General features: G+C 59.8%; 21 protein-coding genes and 1 pseudogene. 3 read left to right on the top strand and 19 right to left on the bottom strand.

What is annotated here, in order from left to right:
- Positions 1-36: 36 nt before the first annotated feature.
- From P0D96_RS37630 to P0D96_RS37660, 7 genes are all read right to left on the bottom strand, one after another.
- Positions 37-453 (bottom strand): VOC family protein, encoded by a 417-nt coding sequence (locus tag P0D96_RS37630; RefSeq protein ID WP_408318780.1) that lies wholly within the window; start codon positions 451-453, stop codon positions 37-39.
- Positions 450-980 carry a helix-turn-helix domain-containing protein gene (locus tag P0D96_RS37635; RefSeq protein ID WP_408318812.1) on the bottom strand — a complete coding sequence of 177 codons (531 nt, stop codon included), beginning with the start codon at positions 978-980 and terminating at the stop codon, positions 450-452. The genes P0D96_RS37630 and P0D96_RS37635 overlap by 4 nt, the downstream gene beginning before the upstream one ends.
- A gap of 412 nt (positions 981-1392) precedes the next feature.
- Complete coding sequence (locus P0D96_RS37640; RefSeq protein ID WP_408318782.1) at positions 1393-2895, bottom strand: DHA2 family efflux MFS transporter permease subunit; 1503 nt, start codon at positions 2893-2895, stop codon at positions 1393-1395.
- A gap of 220 nt (positions 2896-3115) precedes the next feature.
- Positions 3116-3721: an FMN-dependent NADH-azoreductase gene (locus P0D96_RS37645; RefSeq protein WP_408318784.1), complete on the bottom strand. Its 606-nt coding sequence runs from the start codon at positions 3719-3721 to the stop codon at positions 3116-3118.
- Positions 3722-3869: 148 nt separating this feature from the next.
- Positions 3870-4907, bottom strand: a complete 1038-nt coding sequence (locus P0D96_RS37650) for a threonine aldolase family protein (RefSeq protein ID WP_408318786.1) — start codon at positions 4905-4907, stop codon at positions 3870-3872.
- Positions 4908-5015: 108 nt separating this feature from the next.
- Positions 5016-5825 carry a helix-turn-helix transcriptional regulator gene (locus P0D96_RS37655; RefSeq protein ID WP_408318788.1) on the bottom strand — a complete coding sequence of 270 codons (810 nt, stop codon included), beginning with the start codon at positions 5823-5825 and terminating at the stop codon, positions 5016-5018.
- A 153-nt stretch (positions 5826-5978) separates the two neighbouring features.
- Complete coding sequence (locus P0D96_RS37660; protein WP_408318790.1) at positions 5979-6908, bottom strand: LysR family transcriptional regulator; 930 nt, start codon at positions 6906-6908, stop codon at positions 5979-5981.
- Positions 6909-7006: 98 nt separating this feature from the next.
- Between P0D96_RS37660 and P0D96_RS37665 the strand changes: the two genes are divergently transcribed.
- Positions 7007-7837 carry an SDR family oxidoreductase gene (locus P0D96_RS37665; protein ID WP_408318792.1) on the top strand — a complete coding sequence of 277 codons (831 nt, stop codon included), beginning with the start codon at positions 7007-7009 and terminating at the stop codon, positions 7835-7837.
- A gap of 111 nt (positions 7838-7948) precedes the next feature.
- The gene (locus P0D96_RS37670) at positions 7949-8767 is read left to right on the top strand and encodes a class I SAM-dependent methyltransferase (protein WP_408318794.1); all 819 of its coding nucleotides are present in this window, start codon (positions 7949-7951) and stop codon (positions 8765-8767) included.
- Positions 8768-8848: 81 nt separating this feature from the next.
- Here P0D96_RS37670 and P0D96_RS37675 read toward each other — a convergent pair whose 3' ends face one another.
- The 10 genes from P0D96_RS37675 to P0D96_RS37720 form a co-directional block, all read right to left on the bottom strand.
- Positions 8849-10321, bottom strand: coding sequence for a benzaldehyde dehydrogenase (locus tag P0D96_RS37675; RefSeq protein WP_408318796.1), 1473 nt, complete (start codon positions 10319-10321; stop codon positions 8849-8851).
- A gap of 177 nt (positions 10322-10498) precedes the next feature.
- Positions 10499-11647: a porin gene (locus P0D96_RS37680; RefSeq protein ID WP_408318798.1), complete on the bottom strand. Its 1149-nt coding sequence runs from the start codon at positions 11645-11647 to the stop codon at positions 10499-10501.
- A gap of 141 nt (positions 11648-11788) precedes the next feature.
- Complete coding sequence (locus P0D96_RS37685; protein ID WP_408318800.1) at positions 11789-12112, bottom strand: 2Fe-2S iron-sulfur cluster-binding protein; 324 nt, start codon at positions 12110-12112, stop codon at positions 11789-11791.
- A 24-nt stretch (positions 12113-12136) separates the two neighbouring features.
- Positions 12137-13381 carry an NAD(P)/FAD-dependent oxidoreductase gene (locus tag P0D96_RS37690; RefSeq protein ID WP_408318802.1) on the bottom strand — a complete coding sequence of 415 codons (1245 nt, stop codon included), beginning with the start codon at positions 13379-13381 and terminating at the stop codon, positions 12137-12139.
- Positions 13382-13403: 22 nt separating this feature from the next.
- The gene (locus P0D96_RS37695; RefSeq protein ID WP_408318804.1) at positions 13404-13880 is read right to left on the bottom strand and encodes an aromatic-ring-hydroxylating dioxygenase subunit beta; all 477 of its coding nucleotides are present in this window, start codon (positions 13878-13880) and stop codon (positions 13404-13406) included.
- Positions 13877-15199: an aromatic ring-hydroxylating oxygenase subunit alpha gene (locus P0D96_RS37700; protein WP_408318805.1), complete on the bottom strand. Its 1323-nt coding sequence runs from the start codon at positions 15197-15199 to the stop codon at positions 13877-13879. The genes P0D96_RS37695 and P0D96_RS37700 overlap by 4 nt, the downstream gene beginning before the upstream one ends.
- A gap of 70 nt (positions 15200-15269) precedes the next feature.
- The gene (locus P0D96_RS37705; protein WP_408318806.1) at positions 15270-16346 is read right to left on the bottom strand and encodes a maleylacetate reductase; all 1077 of its coding nucleotides are present in this window, start codon (positions 16344-16346) and stop codon (positions 15270-15272) included.
- Positions 16327-17241 carry an intradiol ring-cleavage dioxygenase gene (locus P0D96_RS37710; protein WP_408318807.1) on the bottom strand — a complete coding sequence of 305 codons (915 nt, stop codon included), beginning with the start codon at positions 17239-17241 and terminating at the stop codon, positions 16327-16329. The genes P0D96_RS37705 and P0D96_RS37710 overlap by 20 nt, the downstream gene beginning before the upstream one ends.
- Positions 17242-17312: 71 nt before the next feature.
- Positions 17313-18647: an MFS transporter gene (locus P0D96_RS37715; protein WP_408318808.1), complete on the bottom strand. Its 1335-nt coding sequence runs from the start codon at positions 18645-18647 to the stop codon at positions 17313-17315.
- Positions 18648-18951: 304 nt separating this feature from the next.
- A complete protein-coding gene (locus P0D96_RS37720) occupies positions 18952-19896 on the bottom strand; it encodes a LysR family transcriptional regulator (RefSeq protein WP_408318809.1) in 945 nt (314 codons plus the stop codon).
- Positions 19897-20247: 351 nt separating this feature from the next.
- On the opposite strand from P0D96_RS37720, the gene P0D96_RS37725 reads away from it, so the two are divergent.
- Positions 20248-20697, top strand: coding sequence for a hypothetical protein (locus P0D96_RS37725; RefSeq protein WP_408179332.1), 450 nt, complete (start codon positions 20248-20250; stop codon positions 20695-20697).
- A gap of 18 nt (positions 20698-20715) precedes the next feature.
- On the opposite strand, the gene P0D96_RS37730 is transcribed toward P0D96_RS37725, so the two are convergent.
- Positions 20716-22203 carry an MdtP family multidrug efflux transporter outer membrane subunit gene (locus tag P0D96_RS37730; RefSeq protein ID WP_408318810.1) on the bottom strand — a complete coding sequence of 496 codons (1488 nt, stop codon included), beginning with the start codon at positions 22201-22203 and terminating at the stop codon, positions 20716-20718.
- Positions 22200-22836: pseudogene (locus P0D96_RS37735) on the bottom strand (FUSC family protein); the annotation flags it as partial. The pseudogene P0D96_RS37735 and the gene P0D96_RS37730, both read right to left, overlap by 4 nt.

Here is a 22836-nt window from a genome sequence, read left to right on the forward strand (position 1 = left end):
ACCGCTATCCGCGCCGTACGACGTTTGAGTGACTACTCACGTCGTGCTTCGCGGCTCCTGAATCATCTTCCAGCCGTTGCCGGCGGGGTCGCGGAAACCAGCGTCGACGCTGCCGAAGCGATCGACCGGCTCCTGGGTGAATTCCACGCCACTAGCCTTTAGCCGGGCGTAGCTGGCGCGGCAATCGGACACCACGAGGACGAGCGGCGGCATGGCCCCCTTCGCGACCATCGCGCGCAGGGTCTGCGCGGTGGTATCGTCGTGGATAGGCGGGCCGGGTTTGAACAGTCCGAGCTGGAACGAGGGCTGGTCCGGATGCTGGACTGTGAGCCACCGGTAGGGACCGTTGACCACGTCCGTATGCACGCGGAATCCGAGTTTGTCGACGTAGAACTTGAGCGCTTCGTCCTGATCGTCGACGTACAAGCCGACCACACTAATACCCTGGTTCATGACACCTCCTTGGTTGATGGCCGGAATGTACCTTTGGCCACGCGGCGGCGCTTCTCCAAAACTGCGATGGTGAGATCGGGACGCTGCGCGGCCTTCAGAACGCAGGCGGGCACGCGGTCGAGCTGCTGCATGGCGGCCTGCGCCTCCCGGCGCATGGCGCTGGGGCTTCGTCCAGTGATGTCGCGGAAGATGCGGCCGAAGGTACCCAGGCTCTCCCAACCGGTGGCGAACGCTATTTCCGTGATGCTGAGCCTAGTGTCGCGCAGCAGGGTATTGGCCTGCTCGATGCGCCGTGTCAGCAGGTAGCGATGCGGCGGGATGCCGAAGGCCCGCTTGAAGGAGCGAGCGAAATGGGCCTCGGAGACGCCACTGACCGCGGCCAGGCGTTCGACGGGCCAGGCCTCGTGCGAGGCGGCATCCATGCGGTCTTTGGCGCGTAGCAGGCGGCGCAGCAGGGCCGGATCCTGCAACGGGTCGACGACGGCCGGCGCTGGCGACGAGGCAGGCGGCTGATTGAATTCGGCCATGATCATTGGTCGGCATCCTTGGCTGCAAGGGCAGCCTATCGAAGAATGATTCCGGAACCTCTCGATACTTTCATCGGTCTGCGGCTAGAGCGAATCGGTCGGCACGATTGCCAATTATTCGAGCAAGTCCGTGCGTTCAACGCGCGGCATCGATGAGATCGATGAACAAGTGCGACGCGTTCGGACCGCCTGTGATCGTAGCATTCCGGACCCGCACACAAAACCGTTCGAGGCTGACCAGTATCTCATCAGTCGACTTGCTTCAGACAAACGGTTTGGGACTAGCGATATAGACGTCCGGGTAGTGACGCCTGCATGAAGCCATGCATCGCCAGCCGCGATCCGGCGCATTCGATCGCGCCTGCGGTTTCGCGATCCGGCGTGATCGACTGCCGACACGGCTCGTGTTCGATCAGTAGTGCTCTGTCGCTGCCGCGTTGCCGGTTGTGGGTGCGGGGCCCGCTGTCGTTACGCCGTGACTGTCAGCAACCGGTCGCGCGCCGGCGCCGCCCGGCTGCCCAGGGCGCAACAACAAACCGCCCAGCACTCCCGCCGCCGCCGCGAAGATCGCACCGACCAGAAACGCCACGTGATAGCCGCTATTGAGCGCCACCGTCGCGCTTTCGGAAGCCTGCATCGCGTCGCTGCGCGCGGCGGCGAGACTTGCGAGCACCGCGAGGCCGAGTGCGCCCCCCATCATCAACGATGTATTGACGATACCGGACGCGAGGCCCGAATCGCTCGGATCGACGTCGCTCATGGCCGCCAGCAGCACGGCATTGAATGCGATGCCCGCACCGAAGCCGAACAGGATCATGCCGGGCAACACGTCGAGCATGAAGCTGCCGGTGATCGGTGCCCGTGCGAACAGCGCGAGGCCACACGCCGCGACGAGCAGCCCAACGGCAAGCGGAAGGCGCAGACCGAAGCGCATCACCACGCGCGCCGACAGCCCCAGCGAAAAGAACGCCATGATCAGACTGGCCGGCAAAAACGCGAGCCCGACCTGCATGGGCCGGTAGCCAAGCACGCGCTGCAGATACAACGCGGAGATGAAGAACCACGCGAACATCGCAGCCGCCCAGAGTACGCCGACCACATTGGCAGTCGCGAGATTGCGCAACCGGAACAGGCCGAGCGGCATCAACGGATGCTGCACGCACGCCTCGATAACGAGAAACACGGCAAACAGCGCCAGCGCGGCAAGCAGCAGGCCCAGCGTCTGCGCCGAGGTCCAACCCGCTTCATTGCCGTTCACGACTGCGTACACGGCGAGCATCAGCGAAGCAGTTACCGTCACCGCGCCGGCCACGTCTAGCCGTTCGCCATGCGCATGACCGCGTGCCGACGGCAAGAGCGCGACGCACAGCGAATAGACGGCGATGCCAATGGGCAAGTTGACGAGAAAGATCCAGTGCCAACTCAGCAGATTGGTCAACAACCCGCCGAGCAGTACGCCGATGCTGCCGCCTCCCGCGCAAACAAAGCCATACACGCCCATCGCTTTGGCACGCTCGCCGGGTTCAGTGAACAGGTTCATGATGAGCGACAGCGAAACAGCGGAGACGACCGCACCGCCCAAACCCTGCACGGCACGCGCGCATACCAGCAGGATTTGCGAATTAGCCATGCCGCATGCGAGCGACGCCAGCGTGAACAGCGTAATGCCGCCGAGGAACAGCTTGCGGTGGCCGTAAAGATCGCCCAGCCGCCCGCCAAGCAGCAGGCAGCCGCCGAAGGTCAGCATGTACGCGTTGACCACCCACACCAGCGAGGTTTCGGTAAAGCCGAGGTCCGCGGCGATCGACGGCAATGCAACGTTCACGATCGTCGTATCGAGCACGATCATGAGCACGCCGAGGCACAGAACGATCAGCGCTAGCCAGCGTTTATTGCCGTGGATGGAATGGGTCATGTAGAGACTCCTTTGCCTTGGTCAGACAACTGCAAGCGGATGCCGGCCATGCCGATACCACCAGAAGGCATCGGCATGACCGGTTCCCTTCCGGTATCGATCAACGCTTGCTGAGCATCGCAAACTGCTGGCGCAACGCGTCCGCCATGTAGGACCACGAACCCGAACCGTGACCCAGGAAGCAGGTAGGCAAGTGTGGAACGGACATGGCGGTGCTACGTCATGCAGCAAGCGCGGCGGTCTCTTTCTTCGCCGAGGCAATGGCCCCATTGCGTGCCTCCTCACCCATCGCCACGCCTTCCGCGCGAATGAAGGTGATATCCGTGATGCCCAGAAAACCGAAGGCCGCCTTCAGATAGGTTTCCTGGTGATCGAAGAAGGCTGCAGGCGAGCCTTCGCTGTAAACGCCGCCGCGCGACGAGGCGATGATCAGCTTCTTGCCGACGCATAGTCCGACCGGGCCATGCTCCCCGTAGCTGAACGTCTTCCCGGCGACAGAGATGCGATCGATCCAGGCCTTCAGTTGAGAAGGCACGCCAAGGTTGTACATCGGTGCGCCGATGACCACGATGTCGGCGGCGAGGAAGTCCTCGAGCGCGAGCTGGCCCGCAGCGACGTCGGACTTCAATGCCTCGTCGACCGGCGCGCCTTGCGCGGCCGCGAGGTGTGCGGCCGTCAGATGGCCGATCGGTGTGACGGCCAGGTCGAGATGAGTGACAGCAAGGTCGGAATGGCGGGCCCGGAAGGTTGCGGCCACCTCCGCCGACAGATCACGACTGACCGAGCCTTGCCCAAGGATGCTGGAATCTACGTGTAGCAGTTTCATGCGAAATCTCCGAAGTGGCAGACGATGCGTATGCCGGAAACCCGCACGATAGGCTCTGACCTTCGATCTGGATAGCCTATATTTCTAGATGAAACCCATCGCTCTGGTAGATACCCACCTCACTGAGTGACGCAGGCTGAGTGTGCCTTCAATGTTGGGCGAGCCGAGCCAAAAAGGCGTCGACCTGGTGTTCTTGCGTGGCCCAGGACGTTACCAGGCGAATCACCGAATGATCGTTATCCGACTTTCTCCAAACGTAAAAAGCAAAGTGCTGCGTCAAAGCCGAAATGACAGAATCGGGCAAGATTGGAAATACTTGATTCGTAGCCGTTTCCGCGCCGAGCGCGTAACCGCCAGACACGATCCCTGAGGCGAGCTTGGCCGCCATTGCATTGGCGTGTTTTGCATTTTCGATGAAAAGATTCTTGACGCCAAATAACTCCTGAAACTGGATGCCTAATAGCCGCCCTTTGGCTAACATGCCGCCGCGTTGCTTGAGGTGGAAAGCAAAATCCTCCGTCAACGCCGGATTGCAAACAACAATGGCTTCACCCAAAAGCGCCCCTACCTTGGTTCCACCGATCCAGAAAATGTCGACGAGGGAAGCAATATCGGCCAATGTCGCGTCGCTCTTGTTTGACGCCAACGCCGCGCCCAAGCGCGCGCCATCGAGAAATAGAATGAGGCCTCGCTGCTTTGCTAGCGCCGAGATCTGCCGCAGTTCCTCGAGGGAGTAGACGGTGCCTGTTTCGGTTGCATTCGACAGATAGATAAGTCGAGGCTTTGCCATGTGCGGAAAATGAGCATTGCTGGCAAGCGCGGCCTCGATATTGGCGGGCGTGAGCTTCCCGTCTACAGCGGGAACGACGATGAGCTTGTGGCCAGTTGCCTCAATGGCACCGGCCTCCCTGACTACGATATGTCCCGAGCTCACTGCAATGACGGCTTCGTGCGGACGCAGGCAGCTGGATATCGAAACGATGTTGGCCATGGTCCCGCTTGCGACATAGTGGATCGCTCCGTCGAACGTGTCCCCCAGGCGAGCCTTGATCCGGGTCGTCGCCTCGGCAGAGTACGAGTCTTCCCCGTAAGGTGCCTGTTGGATGTAGTTGGAGTCAGTCAGGGCACGGAGAATGTCGGGATGTGCGCCTTCGCTGTAGTCGTCAAGAAAGCTGAAAGTAGTCATTCGGTGTTTCTGCCTTGAATGGAGGCCGCCCAAGATGGGCGCGAGGCCAAAAACCGAAGGCTACCGGTCCGTCTGCAAAACGCCTTGTAAAAAATTGCTGCCCCGCCGTCAGAAGCGAGCGGGAGTCACGCCGTACGCCTCGCGAAACGCCCGCGTGAAATGGCTTTGATCACAGAAACCAACGGCGTGCGCGATTTCGGTGATCGGCATGTTCCTATTCGCGTTGATCAACGCCATCGCCTTTTCCAGCCGCATGCGCAGTAACCAGGCGTGGGGCGTCATGCCTACAGTGCGTTTAAACAGTTTCAAGAACCGGAATCGAGCGAGGCCAACAAGAAGAGATAGATCTTCCAGAACGATTTTGTCGGCAAGATGCGCCTCGACGAATTCCCGAACAAGTCGCAGTTGCTGAGACGACAGAGCGCCAGCGATAGTTTGGGGGGATGGTTGCTTCAAACGGGCGAACAGCGACTCCAGCAATTCCAGAACGTAGGTCTCGTTCATGATCGGATCGTTTATCCCCTGCCGAAGGGTTGAATGCATCTTGAGCAACTGGTCTGCGAGGCGGCTATCTTGCAGCACCACTGCGGCCTGCGAGGGGAAATAGTGCTTGCCCGTGATTTCCTCCCCGAAGCCATTCAGCAGCGCAGGCGATAGTCGAAATGTCTGAAGCGTGTACGACTCGTCCGCATCGGCCACTCCGTCGTGAACCTCGCCCGGAGGCATGAGCTGAATGGTGCCACGCGTGAGCAACAGCGATTCCCCACGGAACGATTGACGCTGCACGCCGCTGGCAATGAGTGCGATATGGCTGTCGAGATGATAGTGCGGCTCAAAGCGAAACTCGGCAAACCGAGCCGTGCTGAGGATCAAACCGGGGATGTCGGCTGAGTGACTGTATTGGACTTCTTCGGGCATGACTCACCTCCGGTTCGCCGCCGACACCTTGGAGACTAGCCCCGAAAGTTGCGCTGTGAGGCCTTGATTATCCCAGCTTCCTTTGGTCTGCACTTACGCTGTCAGATTTCGCGCTTTCATGTGATCTCCCGACCGAGTTGATTAGCCGATTCGTTAGCGTAATCCGATTGCAGGCTTCTCCTTGGAAGTGCCTCCCGTCGACTCCTTCAACAAAGCGATCAATGCCCGCAGCCCTGCGGGAATATGGCGATTGCCAGGAAAGTACAGGAACAGACCGGGTACGAGCGGACACCACTCGTCCAGCACGGTAACGAGGCGCTTGCGGGCAAGCGCAGCGCGTGCGTACATCTCGGGCACGTAGGCGATCCCGAGCCCGTCGATCGCAGCCTCGATCGTCAACGCATTGCTATCCAGTGTCAGCGCACCGGGCGGGTCGATCGTGAATTCCTGTCCGTGCCGCGAGAACTCCCAACGATACCGTTTGCCACTCGGCAAACGCTGCCGGATACACCGGTGCCGAAGAAGATCTTCTGGCGTGACCGGCTTTCCTTGTTGGCGAAGGTAGCCCGGCGACGCGACCGTCAGAAAGCGCATGTCGTCGCCGAATCGCACTGCAATCATGTCCTTGTGCAGCGCCTCGCCAAGCCGGACGCCCGCATCGAATCCACCTTCAACGATGTCGACTAGACGTCCGTCGGCGACGAGGTCGAGTTCCATCGCCGGATAGAGCGCAAGAAAGCGCGGCACGACCGCCTGCAACAGTAACCTGATCGCCCCTTCACTGCCGTTGATTCTGAGCGTTCCGCTCACTTGTCCATCGGTGCGCGCGACGTCCTCCAGCACTTCATCGAGATCGCCCAGCACCGGATTGAGACGTTTCAGGAAACGCTCGCCCGCGTCGGTCAACGAGACGCTGCGCGTGGTCCGATGCAGAAGACGCACACCCAGGTCGTTTTCCAATCCGCGCATGGCGTGGCTCAGAGCCGAGCGGGACACGCCCAGCTGGTCGGCGGCCTGCCGGAAACTGCGCCTTGCGGCGACCTCCATGAACGCCTGGAGGTCGGCCAGAGTCGGCTTGTTCATTGGTGAAAATTCCTCACCTCATCGTGCAAATTGAAGGTGGTTCTCATCACAATCATACCGCTCTAGTATGAATGGCAAGAACTCAACAGGAGCTGAGCATGACAAAGAACTGGTTGATTACCGGCGCATCGAGCGGGCTTGGGCGCGAACTCGCCGAGCGGCTGCTGCCGCGCGGTGACCGAGTCGTCGCGACAATACGCAAAGAAGGGGCGCTGGACGATTTGCAGGCGCGGCATCGCGAGCGTTTGCATGTGGTGGAGTGCGACGTGACCAACGTGAACGCGGTCAGGGCCACTGTCGCCGAGGCGTTCGAAGTCATGGGACGGCTCGATGTCGTTGTCAGCAACGCGGCTTACGGGTTATTCGGTGCCGCGGAGGAACTGACGGACGCGCAGATCGACCGTCAGATCGCGACCAATCTGACCGGCTCGATTCAGGTGATTCGTGCGGCCATTCCGTCCCTGCGGAATCAGGGCGGTGGCCGCATTGTTCAGGTGTCGTCGGAAGGAGGTCAAATTGCGTATCCGAGTTTCAGCCTTTATCACGCGACCAAATGGGGGATCGAGGGCTTTGTCGAAGCGGTTGCAAAGGAGGTCTCATCTTTCGGCATCGATTTTCTGATCGTGGAACCCGGTCCGACGCGGACAAATTTCGGCGCTGGTCTCGATCGCGCGACGCCGCTGAGTTGCTATGACCCTACGCCCGCCGGCGAGATTCGGAATGCGATTGCGTCGGGGAACTTCGCCAGCTACGGAGACGCTGGGAAGACGGTGGACGCGATGATCGTCGCGATTGACAGCCCGAATCCGCCGTTGCGCCTGGCTTTGGGCCAGTCCGCTTACCACTCGGTACGCGAGGCGCTCCTCGGCCGATTGAGGGTACTGGAATCGCAAAAGGACGTCGCGTTGTCAGTCATGGAGCAGTTTTAGAACGCAGCAAGCATCCTGGCCGCACAGGCGAGCGATGCGAAGGCGATGCATCACGACTGTTCAATATGTCCGGCTGCGCCTACCATTACCGCAATAGCAGTAGGGAGGCGTATGGACAGCTTCGGTACCGATACTCGCTTTATGGGCTCGATCCCCGAGCTCTATGAGAGCCACCTTGTTCCGCTGCTCTTCGAACCTTACGCCGCAGATCTCGCGAACAGGGTTGCCGGGCGTCATCCGTCACGCGTGCTTGAGACCGCCGCCGGCACTGGCGCAGTGACCCGCGCGATGGCGCATGCATTACCCCTGAATGTCGAACTGGTTGCGACCGACCTGAATCAGCCGATGCTGGATCGTGCGGCGGCCATCGGCACCCCAAGGCCGATCAAGTGGCAACAGGCAGACGCGACCCGGCTGCCGTTCGACGACGCGAGTTTCGACGTCGTCGTCTGCCAGTTCGGGGTCATGTTCTTTCCGGACAAAGCGCGTGCGTTTTCCGAAGCTCGGCGCGTACTTCGGAACGGTGGCGTGCTGTTGTTCAACGTCTGGGATCGCATCGAGGAAAACGACTTTGCCAATACCGTCACGGCAACGCTTGCCGGTCTCTTCCCCGCGGATCCTCCACTTTTCATGAGGCGCACGCCGCACGGCTATTTCGACACGGAACTGATCTCACGCGACCTCGCGGATGCGGGCTTCAGCGCGGCGCCGCACTTCGAGACGATTGCGGCGCGTAGCCGTGCGACATCGGCCCGCGTGCCAGCCGTCGGCCTTTGCCAGGGAACGCCTCTGCGCAGTGAGATCGAGGCCCGTTCTGGCGGCGGTGTGGACAACGCTACCTCCGCGTGCGCCACTGCGATCGCCGAGCGATTCGGCACGGGACCGGTCGACGGAAAGATCCAGGCGCACGTGGTCATCGCTCAGCGCTGAGAGGCCCGGCATTGCTGCGGTGTCTGATGGCTGTGATCGGGCCGAAGCGACCTGTCAAACCTGAAGTCTTCGCTGCATGGACTACAAGGGATAGAGCGGTGCTTCGCCCTTGATGGTCATCCATTGCCACTGCGTGAACTCTTCCCAGTTTGCCGGACCGCCGATGCTGGTGCCATTGCCCGACGCGCCGACGCCTCCGAACGGATTGACGACGTCGTCGCCAACCGTCTGATCATTGATGTGCAGAAGCCCCGTGCGCAACCGCTCGCCGATCCGCAGTGCGCGCCCGACGTTCGCCGTCACGACACCCATCGACAACCCGTACTCGGTGCGGTTGGCGAGCGCGATCGCCTCATCATCGCTATCGAACGGCACGACGACGGCTACGGGTCCGAAGATCTCTTCATTGAACGCCGGATTGTCTGGCGTAACGCCGCTCAGCACGGTCGGTTCGAAGAACAGATCGCGATAGCCGCCACCGGCTTCGAGCTTGGCACCGGCGTGCAGAGCGTCGGCAACCACGCGAGCGACGTGATCTCGCTGCACGGTGTCAATCAGCGGCCCGAGGGCAACATCGCCTTCGGCCGGGTCGCCGACCGTCAGGCTGGTGGACTTCGCAACCAGCTTCTGAACAAACCGATCGTGGATACCCCGTTGGACGAGCAAACGGCCAGCCGCCATGCAGACCTGGCCCTGATGCAGATAGGCACCCCATGCGGCGTTCGACACTGCGATGTCAAGATCGGCGTCGTCGAGCACGATTAGCGAGTTCTTGCCGCCAAGCTCCAGGCTCACTTTCTTGAGATGACGCCCGGCCGCCTCGCCCACCTTGCGTCCCGCAGCCGTGGAACCAGTGAACTGGATCATCGCGATATGCGGGTCACTGGTCAGCGCGGCCCCCGTGGCACCATCGCCGGGCAGCATGTGAAGCACACCCGCAGGTAATCCGGCCAGTTCGAACAGCCGTGCAATCACGACACCTCCACAGACCGCGGTACGCGGATCCGGTTTGAGTACGACGGCGTTTCCTAGCGCGAGCGCTGGCGCGACCGCACGGATCGCAAGGAACAAGGGGCCATTGAACGGCGAGATCACGCCGACAACGCCAAGCGGACGACGCCGCGCCAGCGAAAGCCTTCCCGGTACCGACGGAAGAATCTCACCCGCTGAACGCGACGGCAAACCAGCGGCTTCGTGCAGCGTCTTGACCGCGATCGAAACTTCGGCCGACGCTTTTGCGCGAGTCGAGCCGCTTTCGCGCACAATCCACGCCACTATCTCGTCGTGGTGAGCTTCAGCCAGTCCCGCAGCGCGGCGCATGACCGCGGCGCGCTCCTCATAGGGCAGACTTGCCCAGTTCGGCTGGGCTTCATATGCAGAAGTACAGGACGCCGCAACAAGCGACGCGTCGGCCATGCCTATACGACCGAGCCGATTGCCCGTGGCGGGCTCGTTCACGTCGATTTCCGAGGTGCCGGCGCACCAGCCACCGGTGAAGAGCCGAGCGCGCCAGACATCGCTGGCCATCAGTTGCACTGAAGTACTGTCATTCATGTCAACTCCTAGTCGTAAGCTCGTTTGGGCGGGTCGTCGCCGAGCATAGGTATCAACGCACCCGCGAAAAATAAGTACATCCTCACAGCCCGCAGACGGCCGCCGAATGAACGTCGCCGCGGCAAACCTGTTCGGGTTCCGGCGCAGTCGGAAGTCGATGAGTTTCTCCCGACACGATCAGAAGTTATGCTTCACCCCCAACATCGCAGCCGCCTGATTCATGCCCTTGCCCGGCGTCGCCCCGCCGGCGCTGCTAACATCGAATGCCGCGTTTCGACTGTTCTGCAAAAATGCCAGTTGCGCGTACACGGCAGTGCGCACTGACACCGCGTATGTCATCCGGATGTTCTCCATGAAAGCGTGCGTACCCTGAGGACGAGCGGTGATGTACTGGGCCATGCCTTCCAATGAAAGCGCCGGCGTTATCCGATATTGGGCTTCGAGCGCTAGCTGATTCGAAACGATCGTCCGCGCCGTGGGCGAATTCACCGTGATATTGCGATTCACCCAGAGCAGACCGGCGAGAAACTTGTCGAATTTGACGTACGCGTCCAGCAGTAATCGCGAGTCGCGGTCGCCGCTGTTCGCAAATGGAAGCGGCGTCAAGCCGTTGAACAGGCTGACCGCTGAGCCCGGACCGCCGTTCTGCCGGTCGTAGGCCACAGCCGTCCCCCAGTGACTCGAATCGTATTCGAACATCGCCGACCATTCCCGGCATGCCGTCGCGTTGCCGGGAACGCTGCCGGCGCAATTGCCTTCGCCCGGCGTATTCGAGCCATTATTCGGTGACGCGTCGCGGCCAAAAGAGTAACTCGCGCCAATGGTGAAACCGTTGAATGTCTTCTTATAGGCAAGACTGTTGTCGCTTCGCGGCGCCGCCAACCATGTGTCGAGCGAACTCGTCGCATAAATGTTGGGGCCGAATAGGTCGGCGATCAATGAGGCCCATAAGAGCATCGAATACTGCCGTCCAAACGTGACGGTCCCGTACGGACTATCGATGCCGACCCACGCTTGTCTTCCAAACAGACGCCCTCCTTGACTCAACGTGCCAGTGCCGGTCGTAAAGCCACTCTCGAGTGTGAAGATCGCAGCGTATCCGCCACCAAGCGGCTCGTTGCCCTTGATGCCCCAGCGCGAAGGCATTTCACCTGTCAGAGCAGGCATTCGGAGAGTAGATCTGCCGCCCGCGTTGGCGTGGTTAATGTATTCAACACCGGTATCAACAATTCCGTACAGCGTCATGCTCTGAGCGTGCACAGCAGAAATCGACGCATAACAGATGCCGGCCGTCACGAGCGCGACGGATGCGTTTTCCCTAAACATGTCTCCTCCTTTGCCTAGCCTTTTCAAACGTGCGCAGCCACTTTATTTGTTATCCTAATTTAATAATCAGTGATTCTCTGTTCGTTCACTGCACTGTTCTACCTGACTGATCCGTGCGCCACGCCTATTGCATTGCAACCATTAGCGTTCTTCCGGCGCCAGTTGCACGGCTATCCCCTCCAGATCCTCGCGCAGTTCGATCTGGCAGCTCAGACGCGACGCTCCCACCCGGTAGTGCGACGATTCCGAAAGGAGATCGCTTTCGTCTTCGTCGGGAACACCCACGCGACTCAACCCCTCCTCCACGAACACGTGGCATGTCGCACACGATTTCGCCCCGCCACAAATAGCAGCGACAGGCAAACCACGATCCTTCATGGCCTGCATCAACGTCGTGCCCGCCGACGCCTCGATCGGAACGACCTGACCTATTCTGTCCGTGACAGATACTTTTACGTTGGACACCACAACCTCCTTCTACTCAGTGGCTTATTGCCCGACACGTTCGTGCATGTCGGCGTAAATCTGCTTCAGACTCTTTGACGCGTCCTTCATCACTTCGAGCGCAAGAGGCTGTCGCAATCCGATTAAGCGTCTCCCCCAGACAAAGTCGCCAGGTGAATTGACGCATTGAATCGATGTCATCCGATTTCCCGCAAGGAAGACCACGCTGAATTTGCCGGATTTGGTTTCACCACGAACAATCTCGCGGGTGCCTCTCGTCGGCAGTCCCGCCATTTGCAGCTTGACGTCGTACTGATCCGACCAGAACCATGGAACCTCGTCCGGCGGACGTGGATATCGCGCAATCCCCGCGGCGACCCGTTTCGCTTGAGCGACGGCCTGTTGAACTGATTCGAGGCGAATCGGCACATCGAAACCTTCACGTATCGACGCGCAGCAATCGCCAACGGCGTACACATCGGGGTCCGATGTACATCCGTCTGCATCGACGAGGACGCCGCCTCCCTGCACAATGTCTTGCAATGGTCCGAGCTCAGCACAGGGTTGATTGCCCACGCTCACGAGTACAAGATCGGCCTCAAGCGTCGTACCGTCGCCGAGCACCACGCCGCTAACGCGATCACGTCCCTCGATCCGCTGCAAGGTGACACCGGTGCGCAGAAAAACGCCGTGGCTAACGTGGACGGATTCCAGGTGACGAGAAATGACTGGCGATAGAGATCTGGCGAGCACCCGATCCTGGGCCTCAAGCACTGTGACTGGACACCCGAAAGACCGTGCGGTTGCGGCAAACTCCATACCGACGAATCCGCCCCCAACAATCGCGACTTTCCTTCCTGCACGGAGCTGAGGCGATAGCGCAACGACGTCGTCGATCGACTTGAGCGTGTGCACACCAGCGAGTGTGGCGCCCGGCACATCGACCATGCGCGCCTCGCCACCTGTCGCCAGCACGAGCTTCTCGTAGTCGATGCTATTCCCATGCGACAGCGACAAGCGCTTGGCTTGTCGATCGATCGAAAGGACTTCCACGCTCGTCCTAATATCGATCGCATGCTCGTCGTACACAGTCTGCGGCCGGATAAAAAGGCTTTGCGGGGAACGCTGAGCGTCCTTCAGAAAGGCCTTCGACAGCGGCGGCCGCTCGTATGGAAGCCACGGCTCGCGTCCTATTACGCAAACCTTTCCCATGTAGCCGAACTGGCGCAATGCGAGCGCTGTTTCAGCCCCCGCGAGCCCGGCTCCGACGATAACGACTCCGGCTGACATCTTGTCTCTCCTATTCAACGTGTTACAGCGGAACGGCGAGCACGTTGTCGATGCTGAACGAGTCGACGATTACCGTGCGCCGATTGAACGTCAGCCCCTCCCCCCGTTCAACGATGACATCCTCGCAACGCCCCACCATATAAGTGGAGAGGTTGCCCTCGAAATCGCACTGCATGACGAGAAGGTTCGAGCGAGCCTCTATCGTTCCATCGTCGCGGCGATCGACCCGCACATTGGAAACGTAGCGGCGCTGGTTGGTCTTCTGATACGTGAGCGAGTCGGCGATCAGCATCGCGACCCGATCCTTGACCATGCCATGTGTATAACAACCCATCAGCGGAGCGGGCAGGTTGGCATCGAAGTTCTCACGAGAAACGATGCGGTAGTCGCACGCCTCTGGCGTGAAAAACACGGGCCAATCGGAGAATCGCTTCTGATCGAGTGTGTCCGCATAGTCGAAAAAAAGGCGCTCGACCCGCTGTTGAAGTTCCGCGCTCATTGCGCACCCCTCTTGTCGTTCTGCTGTTGTCCCGCTTCGGGGAACTTCATCAGCTTGTGATAGTGTTTCCAGAAGCCACGGATGGAGATTTCCTGAATCAGGTGATCCGTATCGCGCAATTCACCGATCCCACCCATCGCGAGCACCGAATGCTCACCCCTGCGCGACACGACGCCTTCCTGCACACGCCTTAACGCTTCGCCGTCTTCCAGCGAAATGTAGCCGCCTGGGCCGATCAGATTCACAGACAGCATGCGGTTATGCAATTGCTCCGGCGTATCATCTTCAAACCCCAAGTACGTGATATGCAGTTCCACTGCATTCGGACCTTTAGGCCGGAGTTGGCGAATTGCATACGTGTTGTCGACTTGTCCGATGATCAATGTCGGGAACATCGAGAGGATCGTCGTCTTGTAGTTGTCGTTCAGGTCGAGTGGCACTTCGAGCATCGATGGGTCGTGCATCTTGAGGTCTTTTTGCCACTTGCCGAGTTCGTCGTAGTCGTCGGAGAGGGCCGAACGCTTGAGATGGTCGTCTTCGCTGAGAATCGAATGATTCCAGCTATTTTTGGCGTCCCCGTCCATCTTGATGCCGCCCGCCATCGCCGGCGTCTGGATGCCAAAGGTAATGTGAAACATATGCAGCAGTGACGCGTGATACGGGTCACGTACATTCTCGTTGTACAACTTCCAGTTGGCCGGAATTTTCTGGCGCAAATAGCCAATTACCTTAGGCTTACGCTTTCCCAGTAACCGCTCGATCTGCGAAAGACTGTGCTCGCCGAGGAATTGTTCGAGCGGCTCGACTGCGTTGTCATACGTACCGAAAACCAGCCCACCGTGCGTCGCCACACGCAGCGCCTTCAGGTTGTGATCACCTTTCTCGAAGCACGGCGGCATGCCACCCTTGCCGTTGTGCCCTTTCTCGAATGGCACGCCGGTGAGCTCACCCGTCAGGTTGTAAGTCCAAAGGTGATACGGACAAGTGTGACGTTTCGTATTGCCTCGAACGTTATCGACGATTCGCGCACCTCGATGCGCACAGCTATTCTCAAAGGCGTGAATGCTGCCATCTTTTGCACGCGTGACAACGACCTGGATGTTTCCCACCCACGTGGTTTGATAGTCACCCCAGTTGGGGATCTCGCACTCGAGCCCGAGATAGTTCCAAACCGGCCCCCTAAAGATACGATCTAATTCGAGTTCAAAGATTTTCTCGTCGCTAAATACCTCGTACGGTACCCGCGAGAAGTCCTTTGCCGGCCACACGAAATCAACTCTTGTCTCTGTTTCAACAGTTCGCCTATCAGTAGTACTCATTTCAGTCTCCATATCAAACCCATAACTCCTACACCTGAACCGTATGCGGAAGGCGTATCTTTCCTGGGCCTTAGGCCCTTGCTGGCGGATCGCCACGCCATGCCTGATACAGCATGTCCATCAAATCACTTCGCTCCAGTGGACGAGGATTCCAATACGGATTGGCAATCGTTACATCGACTATCCGGGACAGCTCTCGCTCCTGCACTCCAAGATCCCTTAACGAGCATGGAGAGCCAAGTTCTGCGCCGAGTTCGTAAAGCCCCATCGCAGCATCTTCCGCATTCAGAGCGCGCCTGATTCGCGCCATCGCGCCGGGCGCGAATTCAGCGTTGTAGCCTATCGTGTGCGGCAACATAACCGCGTGCGTTTCAGCGTGAGGCAAATCTAACGAACCACCCAGTACGTGACACAGTTTGTGATGAATCGCCATGCCAGCCTGGCCTAGCACGCTCCCACATAACCATGCACCGTACAGACACGCTCCGCGCGCCTCGATGTCGTGAGGCTTCGTCGCAAGTTGCCTCATCCCGTTTGCCATCGCGCGGATGCCTTCCTCGGCCATCAGTTGAAGGATCGGATTCGAATCGAATGCGTAGAGTCCCTCCGCAGCGTGAGCGATCGCATTCAGACCGCTGCTTACCGAAACCGGCCACGGAAGATCGAGTGTCAAAGATGGATCGTAAATGACTGTTTTGGGCAGAACCCTCTCATCGCGTCCGGTGCGCTTCTCGTTCATCGCCGTGATACCGTAAATCGGCGTCATCTCAGATCCCGCATAGGTCGTTGGCACGGCCACGTACGGAATCTGCTCATGAAGTGCCAGCATCTTGGCGAGTCCGATCGTCGAACCGCCTCCCGCAGCAACAACGCCCTGGACATTCGCGGATCGCGCCACTTCGCTCGCGCTTCGCACCACGCTGGCAGGTACATGCATGCGAGCCTCATCGAAGATCGCTACCGCGGATTTACCTGCGTGGGATTGCACAAGTTCCGCAAGCGCTCTCTGCTGCGGTGTGCAGACGACTAGCACACGATCGAGCCCCGCAGACGCGAGTTCGTCGGAGAGTCCCGTAATGGCGCCTTCGCCGAATACAACACGGTTGCGCCAAGACGTGTAGACGAAGTTAAGCCTGTTCGCAATCATCGGTAGAAGCTCCAACTCTCGCATCTGCGTTTGGCCGTGCCGGACTGAGGACGAAGTCGTAGTTCAGCGTGTAGAACGGCTCGCTCATCGACTCACCATTGGGCGCTCCGCCGTCGGTGTGCCTGATCCATTCGCAGACCAGCGTCGATCGCACTCCGAAAACGGCGTCCGAATCGAGATACTCGTCACCGTCCCGGAATATATGGGTGACGAGTGTCTGGTAACCCGGCACGGTGATGCGATAGTGAAGGTGGGCCGGCCGCCAAGGATGCCGCCCCAACGCTGCGAGCATGGTGCCGACCGGGCCGTCGGTCGGTATCGGATAGGACGCAGCGACGACTGTGCGGAAGCGATAGGCTCCGTCGACACCGGTACGAAACGTGGCACGCATCCGGTGTTCGTCGAAGTCGCTGTATTGCACGTCATAGAATCCTGCCCCGTCGGCCTGCCACACTTCAATCGTTGCACCTTCGATCGGCTTGCCGTCCAGATCGCGGACCACACCGGAAACAAAGCATGGTTCGCCGGACGCTCCCTCGGATATGTCCTCGTCCATCGACCGCGGCGGGCTGTTTTCCAGATGGAACGGACCGAAGACAGTGGATTCGGTGCATTCCTTCGGCTTACGATTGTTTTGTGCGCAAACGAGTGTGGACAGGCCCAACGTGTCGGAGAGCAGTATGAATTCTTGCCTCGTATCGCTGCATTTCTTGCCGACAGAAGTGAGGAACGCAATACCCGTTGCCCATTCCTCTTCGGTCAATTCCACCTCGCGTGCGAAATCGTGGAGCGATTCGATTAACCTCGTCATCAGTACTTTCGTGCGCGGGTCTGCGCATTGCGCATGACGGGAGATGGTCGCTGCGGTGATAGTGTTTTCGTCCAGATTGCGCATTGCATGCTCCTTCCAATATGAGTTCGGTCTTTCGCAATTTCCATAGCGGGAGACCGTAAACCGATGCGTGTTTATTCAAGTGGCTGCCCGTGACGATCGCGTACGAAAAAGATATTCACCAAGGCAGCGATCATCGCCACCGATATCGGATAGGCAAGCGCAATGTAGATGCTTCCGGTCGCGTTGCGGATCGCGAAGACGATGAGCGGCAAGAGTCCACCGATGACACCCGTACCGATGTTGTAGGGAATGGAAAGGGATGTCGTGCGCACTCGGGTCGGAAACAGCTCGACCAGATAGGCCGCAAGAGGCCCGAAAACCAGCGAGATCAGGAACATATGCGCGAACACGAGAAGCGAGAGTGCAAGGGGATCGACGGGATTGGAGTAAACCGTCATCAGCTTGTAGATGGGTAGGTATGAGACCGCGGCGAGCAACATGCCGAAAACCATCACGCGCTTACGTCCAATGCGATCGGACAGCCAGCCGAAGAACACAAAAAAAGGCAAGCTCAGGATCAGGCCGCCCGCATACACCGCACTGGTGACGTGCGGACTGACATGAAGCCCGGACTGCAGATACAGCAACGAAAACACGAGACCCATGTTGCCGAGCGTCGCATGGCCGGCCACCGCTCCGAAGAGTGCGATAAGCATCAGCTTCAGATTGCTCCAGCGCCACGTATCGCGGAAAGGCTTGCGTGATTCCGTATGAGCGCTCTTCATTGCGACGAAGGCTGGTGATTCCGAGAGGCGTGAACGGACATACAGTGAGATGCCGAGAATGATCGCGGATAGAAGAAACGGAATCCGCCATCCCCAAGCGGCAAAGTCCTCACTCGTCAGGGAATACTGAAGAACGAAGATGACCGCGATCGCTGACAGTTGGCCGACGCTGGTGGATGCCTGGATCCAGCCAGTGAGCAACCCTCGCTTTCCAGAAGGGGCGTGTTCGGCGACGTAAACAGCGGCCCCGGCGTATTCGCCTCCAAGGGCCATCCCCTGAAGCATGCGGCAAGTCAAAAGCAGTGCCGGGGCGACAAGACCGACCTTGTCGTAGGTCGGCAGCAGACCGATCCCGGCCGTGGCGATCCCCATGACGAGAAGCGTCCAGACGAATGTGATCTTCCTGCCGTACCGATCGCCGATAATGCCGAAGAACATGCCGCCTAATGGGCGTACGACATATCCCGTGGTGAGCGTAGCCACACTCAGCATGACTCGTACGGTCTCATCGTGGGTCACGAAAAACATCGGCCCTATGTAGACCGCGAGTGACACGTAGACCATGAAGTCGTACCACTCGATCACACTTCCGAGAGATGACGCGACAATCAGCCGCCGCAGTTCTGCATTCGTTGGACGTTCCGCCGACACGCCAGGCGGCGTATGCACTGCACTTTCCATCAGAGTCTCCAATTTGCCAGCGCCCCGTTCGTGAATGACGAGACTGTCGATCAACGTGAATAAATGCTAATCAGCGGGCTGATATGCGTCAATTTCAAACCGTTCATATGGGATGTGAAATTGCTGCATATCGCGATGCGATCAGCAGTCGTTGACCGGTGCGAAGACACCGTTAGAAGTCAGAATATCGGCAAAGGCGTTTGAGGCCTCAGGACGGAAAAGACGTCGCGTGGGCTGCGCATAGGAATGTTGGCGAGCGCATCGCGAAAGACGAGAGGGGACTATCTGCGCGGCGAGTGGAGGCTCACGCACTAGCCTTGCGCGATCGGCGAGGCCGCGGCTCGGAGCTTGGCCGGTTAAACAGGTTAAAGACAATCTCTCGAAGCCATCGGTTCGCCGGCTCGTAGTGCTGGCAGAGGTGCCAGTGTTGCTTCACTTCAAAAGACGGAAGTTTCAGTGGCGGGCGCAGCACCTGCACACTGGCCAGGCGGCTGAGCACCTCGGCGAGCGCCTCGGGCACGGTCACGATCAGATCGGTCGCGGCAATCACAGGTGCGATACTGATGAAATGTGGCAGACGCAGCGCTTCGCGCCTCGCAACGTGTTCGCTTTTCAAATGCTGTTCAGCGAGCTCCCTGTGCCTTTCTTCCGTCTCGACGATAACGTGCGACATCTGGAGAAACTGCTCTCGCGTCACCTCACCGTGCACCAGCGGATGACCTTGGCGGACGAGACAAACGAATCCCTCGGTGTACAAGCGCTGCTGGAAAGTATCCGCGCCTTGCAGATCCGGAAAATAGCCTACGGCGAGATCTACCTTGCCAGATGCGAGATCAGCCACGAGGTCCTCAGGTCGAACCGAGACCGCGTGAACAGAGGCTTGCGGTGCGATCATGGCCAGCTCATGCAATAGCCTTGGGAGAAAAGCAATCTCGCCGACGTCGGTCATTGCTATCGTGAACGTGCGCCGCGATGTCTGAGGCTCGAACGCTGGCGCCGTAAGAACGCGGTCTCGAACGTTCGTTAGCAGGGATTCGACAACCGGCGCCAGTTGCACAGCCCGCGCCGATGGCTGCATGCCGTGCCCGGTTCGTACAAACAACGGATCGTCGAGCTGCTCTCGCAGGCGGCTCAGCGCATGCGACAGCGTCGATTGGGTGAGCTCCAACTCCGTGGCCGCACGGCTTAGATTGCGGTGACGCCAAACGGCGTCGAAGATGCGCAAAAGATTCAGATCGAAGGCGGCCATATTTTGCTGCTTCCTGTACATAAGATTGAAATGCCCACCGGGTACAGTTTCCCGATAACTGCCGTGTGCAAACGAAAGTTACCGGACGTAGACCACCTTGTGTAAAGTAATTCGCTAGATTAGCGATCTGATGTTGAAGTGGAGGAGACATTCGCGTGAGCGCATCGCGGGGCAGCCGATGACAGAAAATGACCGATTGCAAAGTCAAATGCTTATTCGCGCAATGGCGTCCCTCTAACGGATACGAGTCCGTGGGCGCTCACTCCCTGCGCTCCGATCCCGGACCTCCAAATCCAGAATTGCGCGCTCCGAGTTAATATGGATAGCTGAATGACAACGTGAGGATAGTCTATGAATGCATCGGTTATCTCTGCCTTGGCTGCACTAGTCGGCGCCGCCATCGGCGGCATGACTTCGGTTCTTGCCTCCTGGCTGACCCAACGCACCCAGGTCCGCGCGGAGTGGTTAGCGCATGACCTCACCTGGCGGCAGGATCTGTACAAGGCGTTCATCGAGGAAGCGACGAAGTGCTATGTCGACGCGCTGCAACACAACCAGCCCGATCTCGCCGGGCTCGGCAACCTCTACGCGAAGATCAGCCGCATGCGCGTCCAGTCGTCGCTCGAAGTCGCGGACGAGGCCGACGTGATCGGACGCAAGATCGTGGACACCTATCTCGCGCCAGACAAGTCCTTCATCGAGATTCGCGAGATGCTCGCGGATGGCTCGATCGACATTCTCGGCAAGTTCGGCGACGTGTGCCGCGCGGAATTCGAATCGCTGCGCGCACAGCAGTTCTGAACAAAATACGTGCGCCGTTCAACGCGGCTTCAGTTCGACAGGTGGATCGGCGAGATAGCCGCCGCCGAGCGCCTTCGTCAACACAATTTCCTGACTGAGCGCTTGACCCTTGAGCGTGAGCAGGGCGACCTGTTCCGCAATCACCGGCTGGCGCGCTTCGAGCGCCATGAGCCGGCTCGTCAGCCCGCGTTGATAGTAGGCTTCGACACTGTCCCTCGTGAACGCGACTGATTCGATCCGTTGTTTCTGCAACGCAGTCTCCGCGTCGAGGGACTGCAGACGGCTGCCCGTCTGGGCGACATCGCGTACGGCGTTGAGAACGGCCTGGTTGTACTGCTCGATCAACAGGTTGCTGCCCTCGCGGGCGCCGTTCAGGTTCGCGTTGAGCCTGCCGCCGTCGAAAATCGGCAAGGTCAGGCCCGGAATCAGGTTGATCTGCTGGCTTGCATGCGTGAAGAGGTCGGCAAGGTGCAAGGCGTTGAAGCCAAAAAATGCCTTGATATCGAAGCTTGGATAAAACGCCGCCTTCGCCGCGTCGATCCGGTCGAACGACGCCTCGACATACCATCGCATCGCCTGCAGATCGGGCCGCCGGGCCAGCAGTTCGTACGAGAGCGTCGTCGGCAACGCCGCCTGCGAGCGCGGCAACGCAACGGGTTCGATGGCGGGCAGGCCTGCGGGCCCCGCGCCAACCAGCGCGCGCATCGATTCGCGCAACTGCTTGATCTGCCCTTGCGCCGACACGATCTGCCCTTCAATGGCCAGTTGCTGCGCGCGTGCCTCTTCGAACTGGGTGCGGGCTTCGAGGCCTCGCGCCGCTCGCCCTTCGTGTGCTTGCACCGCGAACTCCGCGATCTCATGCGATTCGTTCAGCAGATCGATGAGCTGATAAGTCGTTTGAATGCCGTAGTAAAGCTGGGCGACATCCGTCGAGATTTCGATTTCGACAGCGGACGTCTCGGCGAGCCGCGCATTGCTCACGCCGAGCGACGCGGCGACCTCCGCGCGTTGCTTGCCCCAGATGTCCACGTCCAGGCTCGCGCCAAGCCCGACGACACCTTCCGTGTACCACGGCCCCGTCAGCCCCGCAGCCGGTTCGTTCCTCGCGAACGGGCCGAGAAAGCCGTTCGCCGAAATATGCTCGCGATCCAGCGACGCCAGCGCCGCTACCTGAAGGTTGGATCCCGCTCTGGCAAGCTCCACATCCGACTTTGCTTGCGCGACGCGCGTGCGCGCGATCACCATGGTCGGCGCATCGGCGAGCGCCTGATCGATCAGCGCGTCGAGCTGGGCATCGCGATAGCGCGTCCACCAACGCGCGGCGGGCCAGCCGTCGCGTGCGAGGTGGATGTCGTCCGCGAGATTGATTTGCTCGGGCGCGATCTCGGTGTAGGGCGTGCCGTTGTGATGGATCAGCGCGCACCCCGACAGCACGGACGATATCCACGCGACGCATAGAAGGCATCGGCGCCATCGCCAATCGCACAAACCCGATCGCGCGTTCATGCTCGCACCGCCGGTAATGCGGGCGCCGCGACCGCTACCTCGACGCGCCAGTCCGGCAGCCCCGCGATCTGCCGCGACAGTTCGTCCGCTGCTGCGATGAGCGGCCGATCGGCCAGTTGAGCCGGTTCGACCGCTTGCGCAGCGACCTCGGTGCGCCGCGGCGCGTGTGCATCGGGTGGGTTGGCCGCGAGTTCATCCGCGTACCGGTTGAGTTCGGCGCTGGCCTGTTGCTGGGCCGCGTGCACTGCGTCGATGGTGTGTGGGCTCGACGATCCCGCTTGCGCCACGAGCGCGCTGCGCAACGCATCACCCGCAAGCATGATCTCGCGTCCCTGCGCGAGCACCGTTTGCGCGCGCAGTGTCAGTTGCGACTGCTCGCCTTCCTGCCAGGCGGGCTCGAGCGCGACACGCGAGAGCGTCGTCTCGCAATCGGCCAGCACGGCCCACGCCTGCAACTGGCGCTGTGCATACGGCAGATCATCCCCTTTCTCGGCGCCAACCTGCGATGGGCGCAACTGTGCTGCAATCGCGCGCAACAGGGTTGCGAGCTTCTGTCGCAGCACATCGCCCTCGCCCTCGCGCCAGAACGACATCTGCACGAAAGTCGCCACGCAAACACCCAGCAGAATGCCG

It is taken from the genome of Paraburkholderia sp. RL17-347-BIC-D (assembly GCF_046027915.1).
Lineage (GTDB): Bacteria > Pseudomonadota > Gammaproteobacteria > Burkholderiales > Burkholderiaceae > Paraburkholderia.

Coding starts and splice junctions, on each gene's coding strand:
- P0D96_RS37630 (WP_408318780.1), bottom strand. CDS start 453: ATGAACCAGGGTATTAGTGTGGTCGGCTTGTACGTCGACGATCAGGAC.
- P0D96_RS37635 (WP_408318812.1), bottom strand. CDS start 980: ATGGCCGAATTCAATCAGCCGCCTGCCTCGTCGCCAGCGCCGGCCGTC.
- P0D96_RS37640 (WP_408318782.1), bottom strand. CDS start 2,895: ATGACCCATTCCATCCACGGCAATAAACGCTGGCTAGCGCTGATCGTT.
- P0D96_RS37645 (WP_408318784.1), bottom strand. CDS start 3,721: ATGAAACTGCTACACGTAGATTCCAGCATCCTTGGGCAAGGCTCGGTC.
- P0D96_RS37650 (WP_408318786.1), bottom strand. CDS start 4,907: ATGACTACTTTCAGCTTTCTTGACGACTACAGCGAAGGCGCACATCCC.
- P0D96_RS37655 (WP_408318788.1), bottom strand. CDS start 5,825: ATGCCCGAAGAAGTCCAATACAGTCACTCAGCCGACATCCCCGGTTTG.
- P0D96_RS37660 (WP_408318790.1), bottom strand. CDS start 6,908: ATGAACAAGCCGACTCTGGCCGACCTCCAGGCGTTCATGGAGGTCGCC.
- P0D96_RS37665 (WP_408318792.1), top strand. CDS start 7,007: ATGACAAAGAACTGGTTGATTACCGGCGCATCGAGCGGGCTTGGGCGC.
- P0D96_RS37670 (WP_408318794.1), top strand. CDS start 7,949: ATGGACAGCTTCGGTACCGATACTCGCTTTATGGGCTCGATCCCCGAG.
- P0D96_RS37675 (WP_408318796.1), bottom strand. CDS start 10,321: ATGAATGACAGTACTTCAGTGCAACTGATGGCCAGCGATGTCTGGCGC.
- P0D96_RS37680 (WP_408318798.1), bottom strand. CDS start 11,647: ATGTTTAGGGAAAACGCATCCGTCGCGCTCGTGACGGCCGGCATCTGT.
- P0D96_RS37690 (WP_408318802.1), bottom strand. CDS start 13,381: ATGTCAGCCGGAGTCGTTATCGTCGGAGCCGGGCTCGCGGGGGCTGAA.
- P0D96_RS37695 (WP_408318804.1), bottom strand. CDS start 13,880: ATGAGCGCGGAACTTCAACAGCGGGTCGAGCGCCTTTTTTTCGACTAT.
- P0D96_RS37700 (WP_408318805.1), bottom strand. CDS start 15,199: ATGAGTACTACTGATAGGCGAACTGTTGAAACAGAGACAAGAGTTGAT.
- P0D96_RS37705 (WP_408318806.1), bottom strand. CDS start 16,346: ATGATTGCGAACAGGCTTAACTTCGTCTACACGTCTTGGCGCAACCGT.
- P0D96_RS37710 (WP_408318807.1), bottom strand. CDS start 17,241: ATGCGCAATCTGGACGAAAACACTATCACCGCAGCGACCATCTCCCGT.
- P0D96_RS37715 (WP_408318808.1), bottom strand. CDS start 18,647: ATGGAAAGTGCAGTGCATACGCCGCCTGGCGTGTCGGCGGAACGTCCA.
- P0D96_RS37720 (WP_408318809.1), bottom strand. CDS start 19,896: ATGGCCGCCTTCGATCTGAATCTTTTGCGCATCTTCGACGCCGTTTGG.
- P0D96_RS37725 (WP_408179332.1), top strand. CDS start 20,248: ATGAATGCATCGGTTATCTCTGCCTTGGCTGCACTAGTCGGCGCCGCC.
- P0D96_RS37730 (WP_408318810.1), bottom strand. CDS start 22,203: ATGAACGCGCGATCGGGTTTGTGCGATTGGCGATGGCGCCGATGCCTT.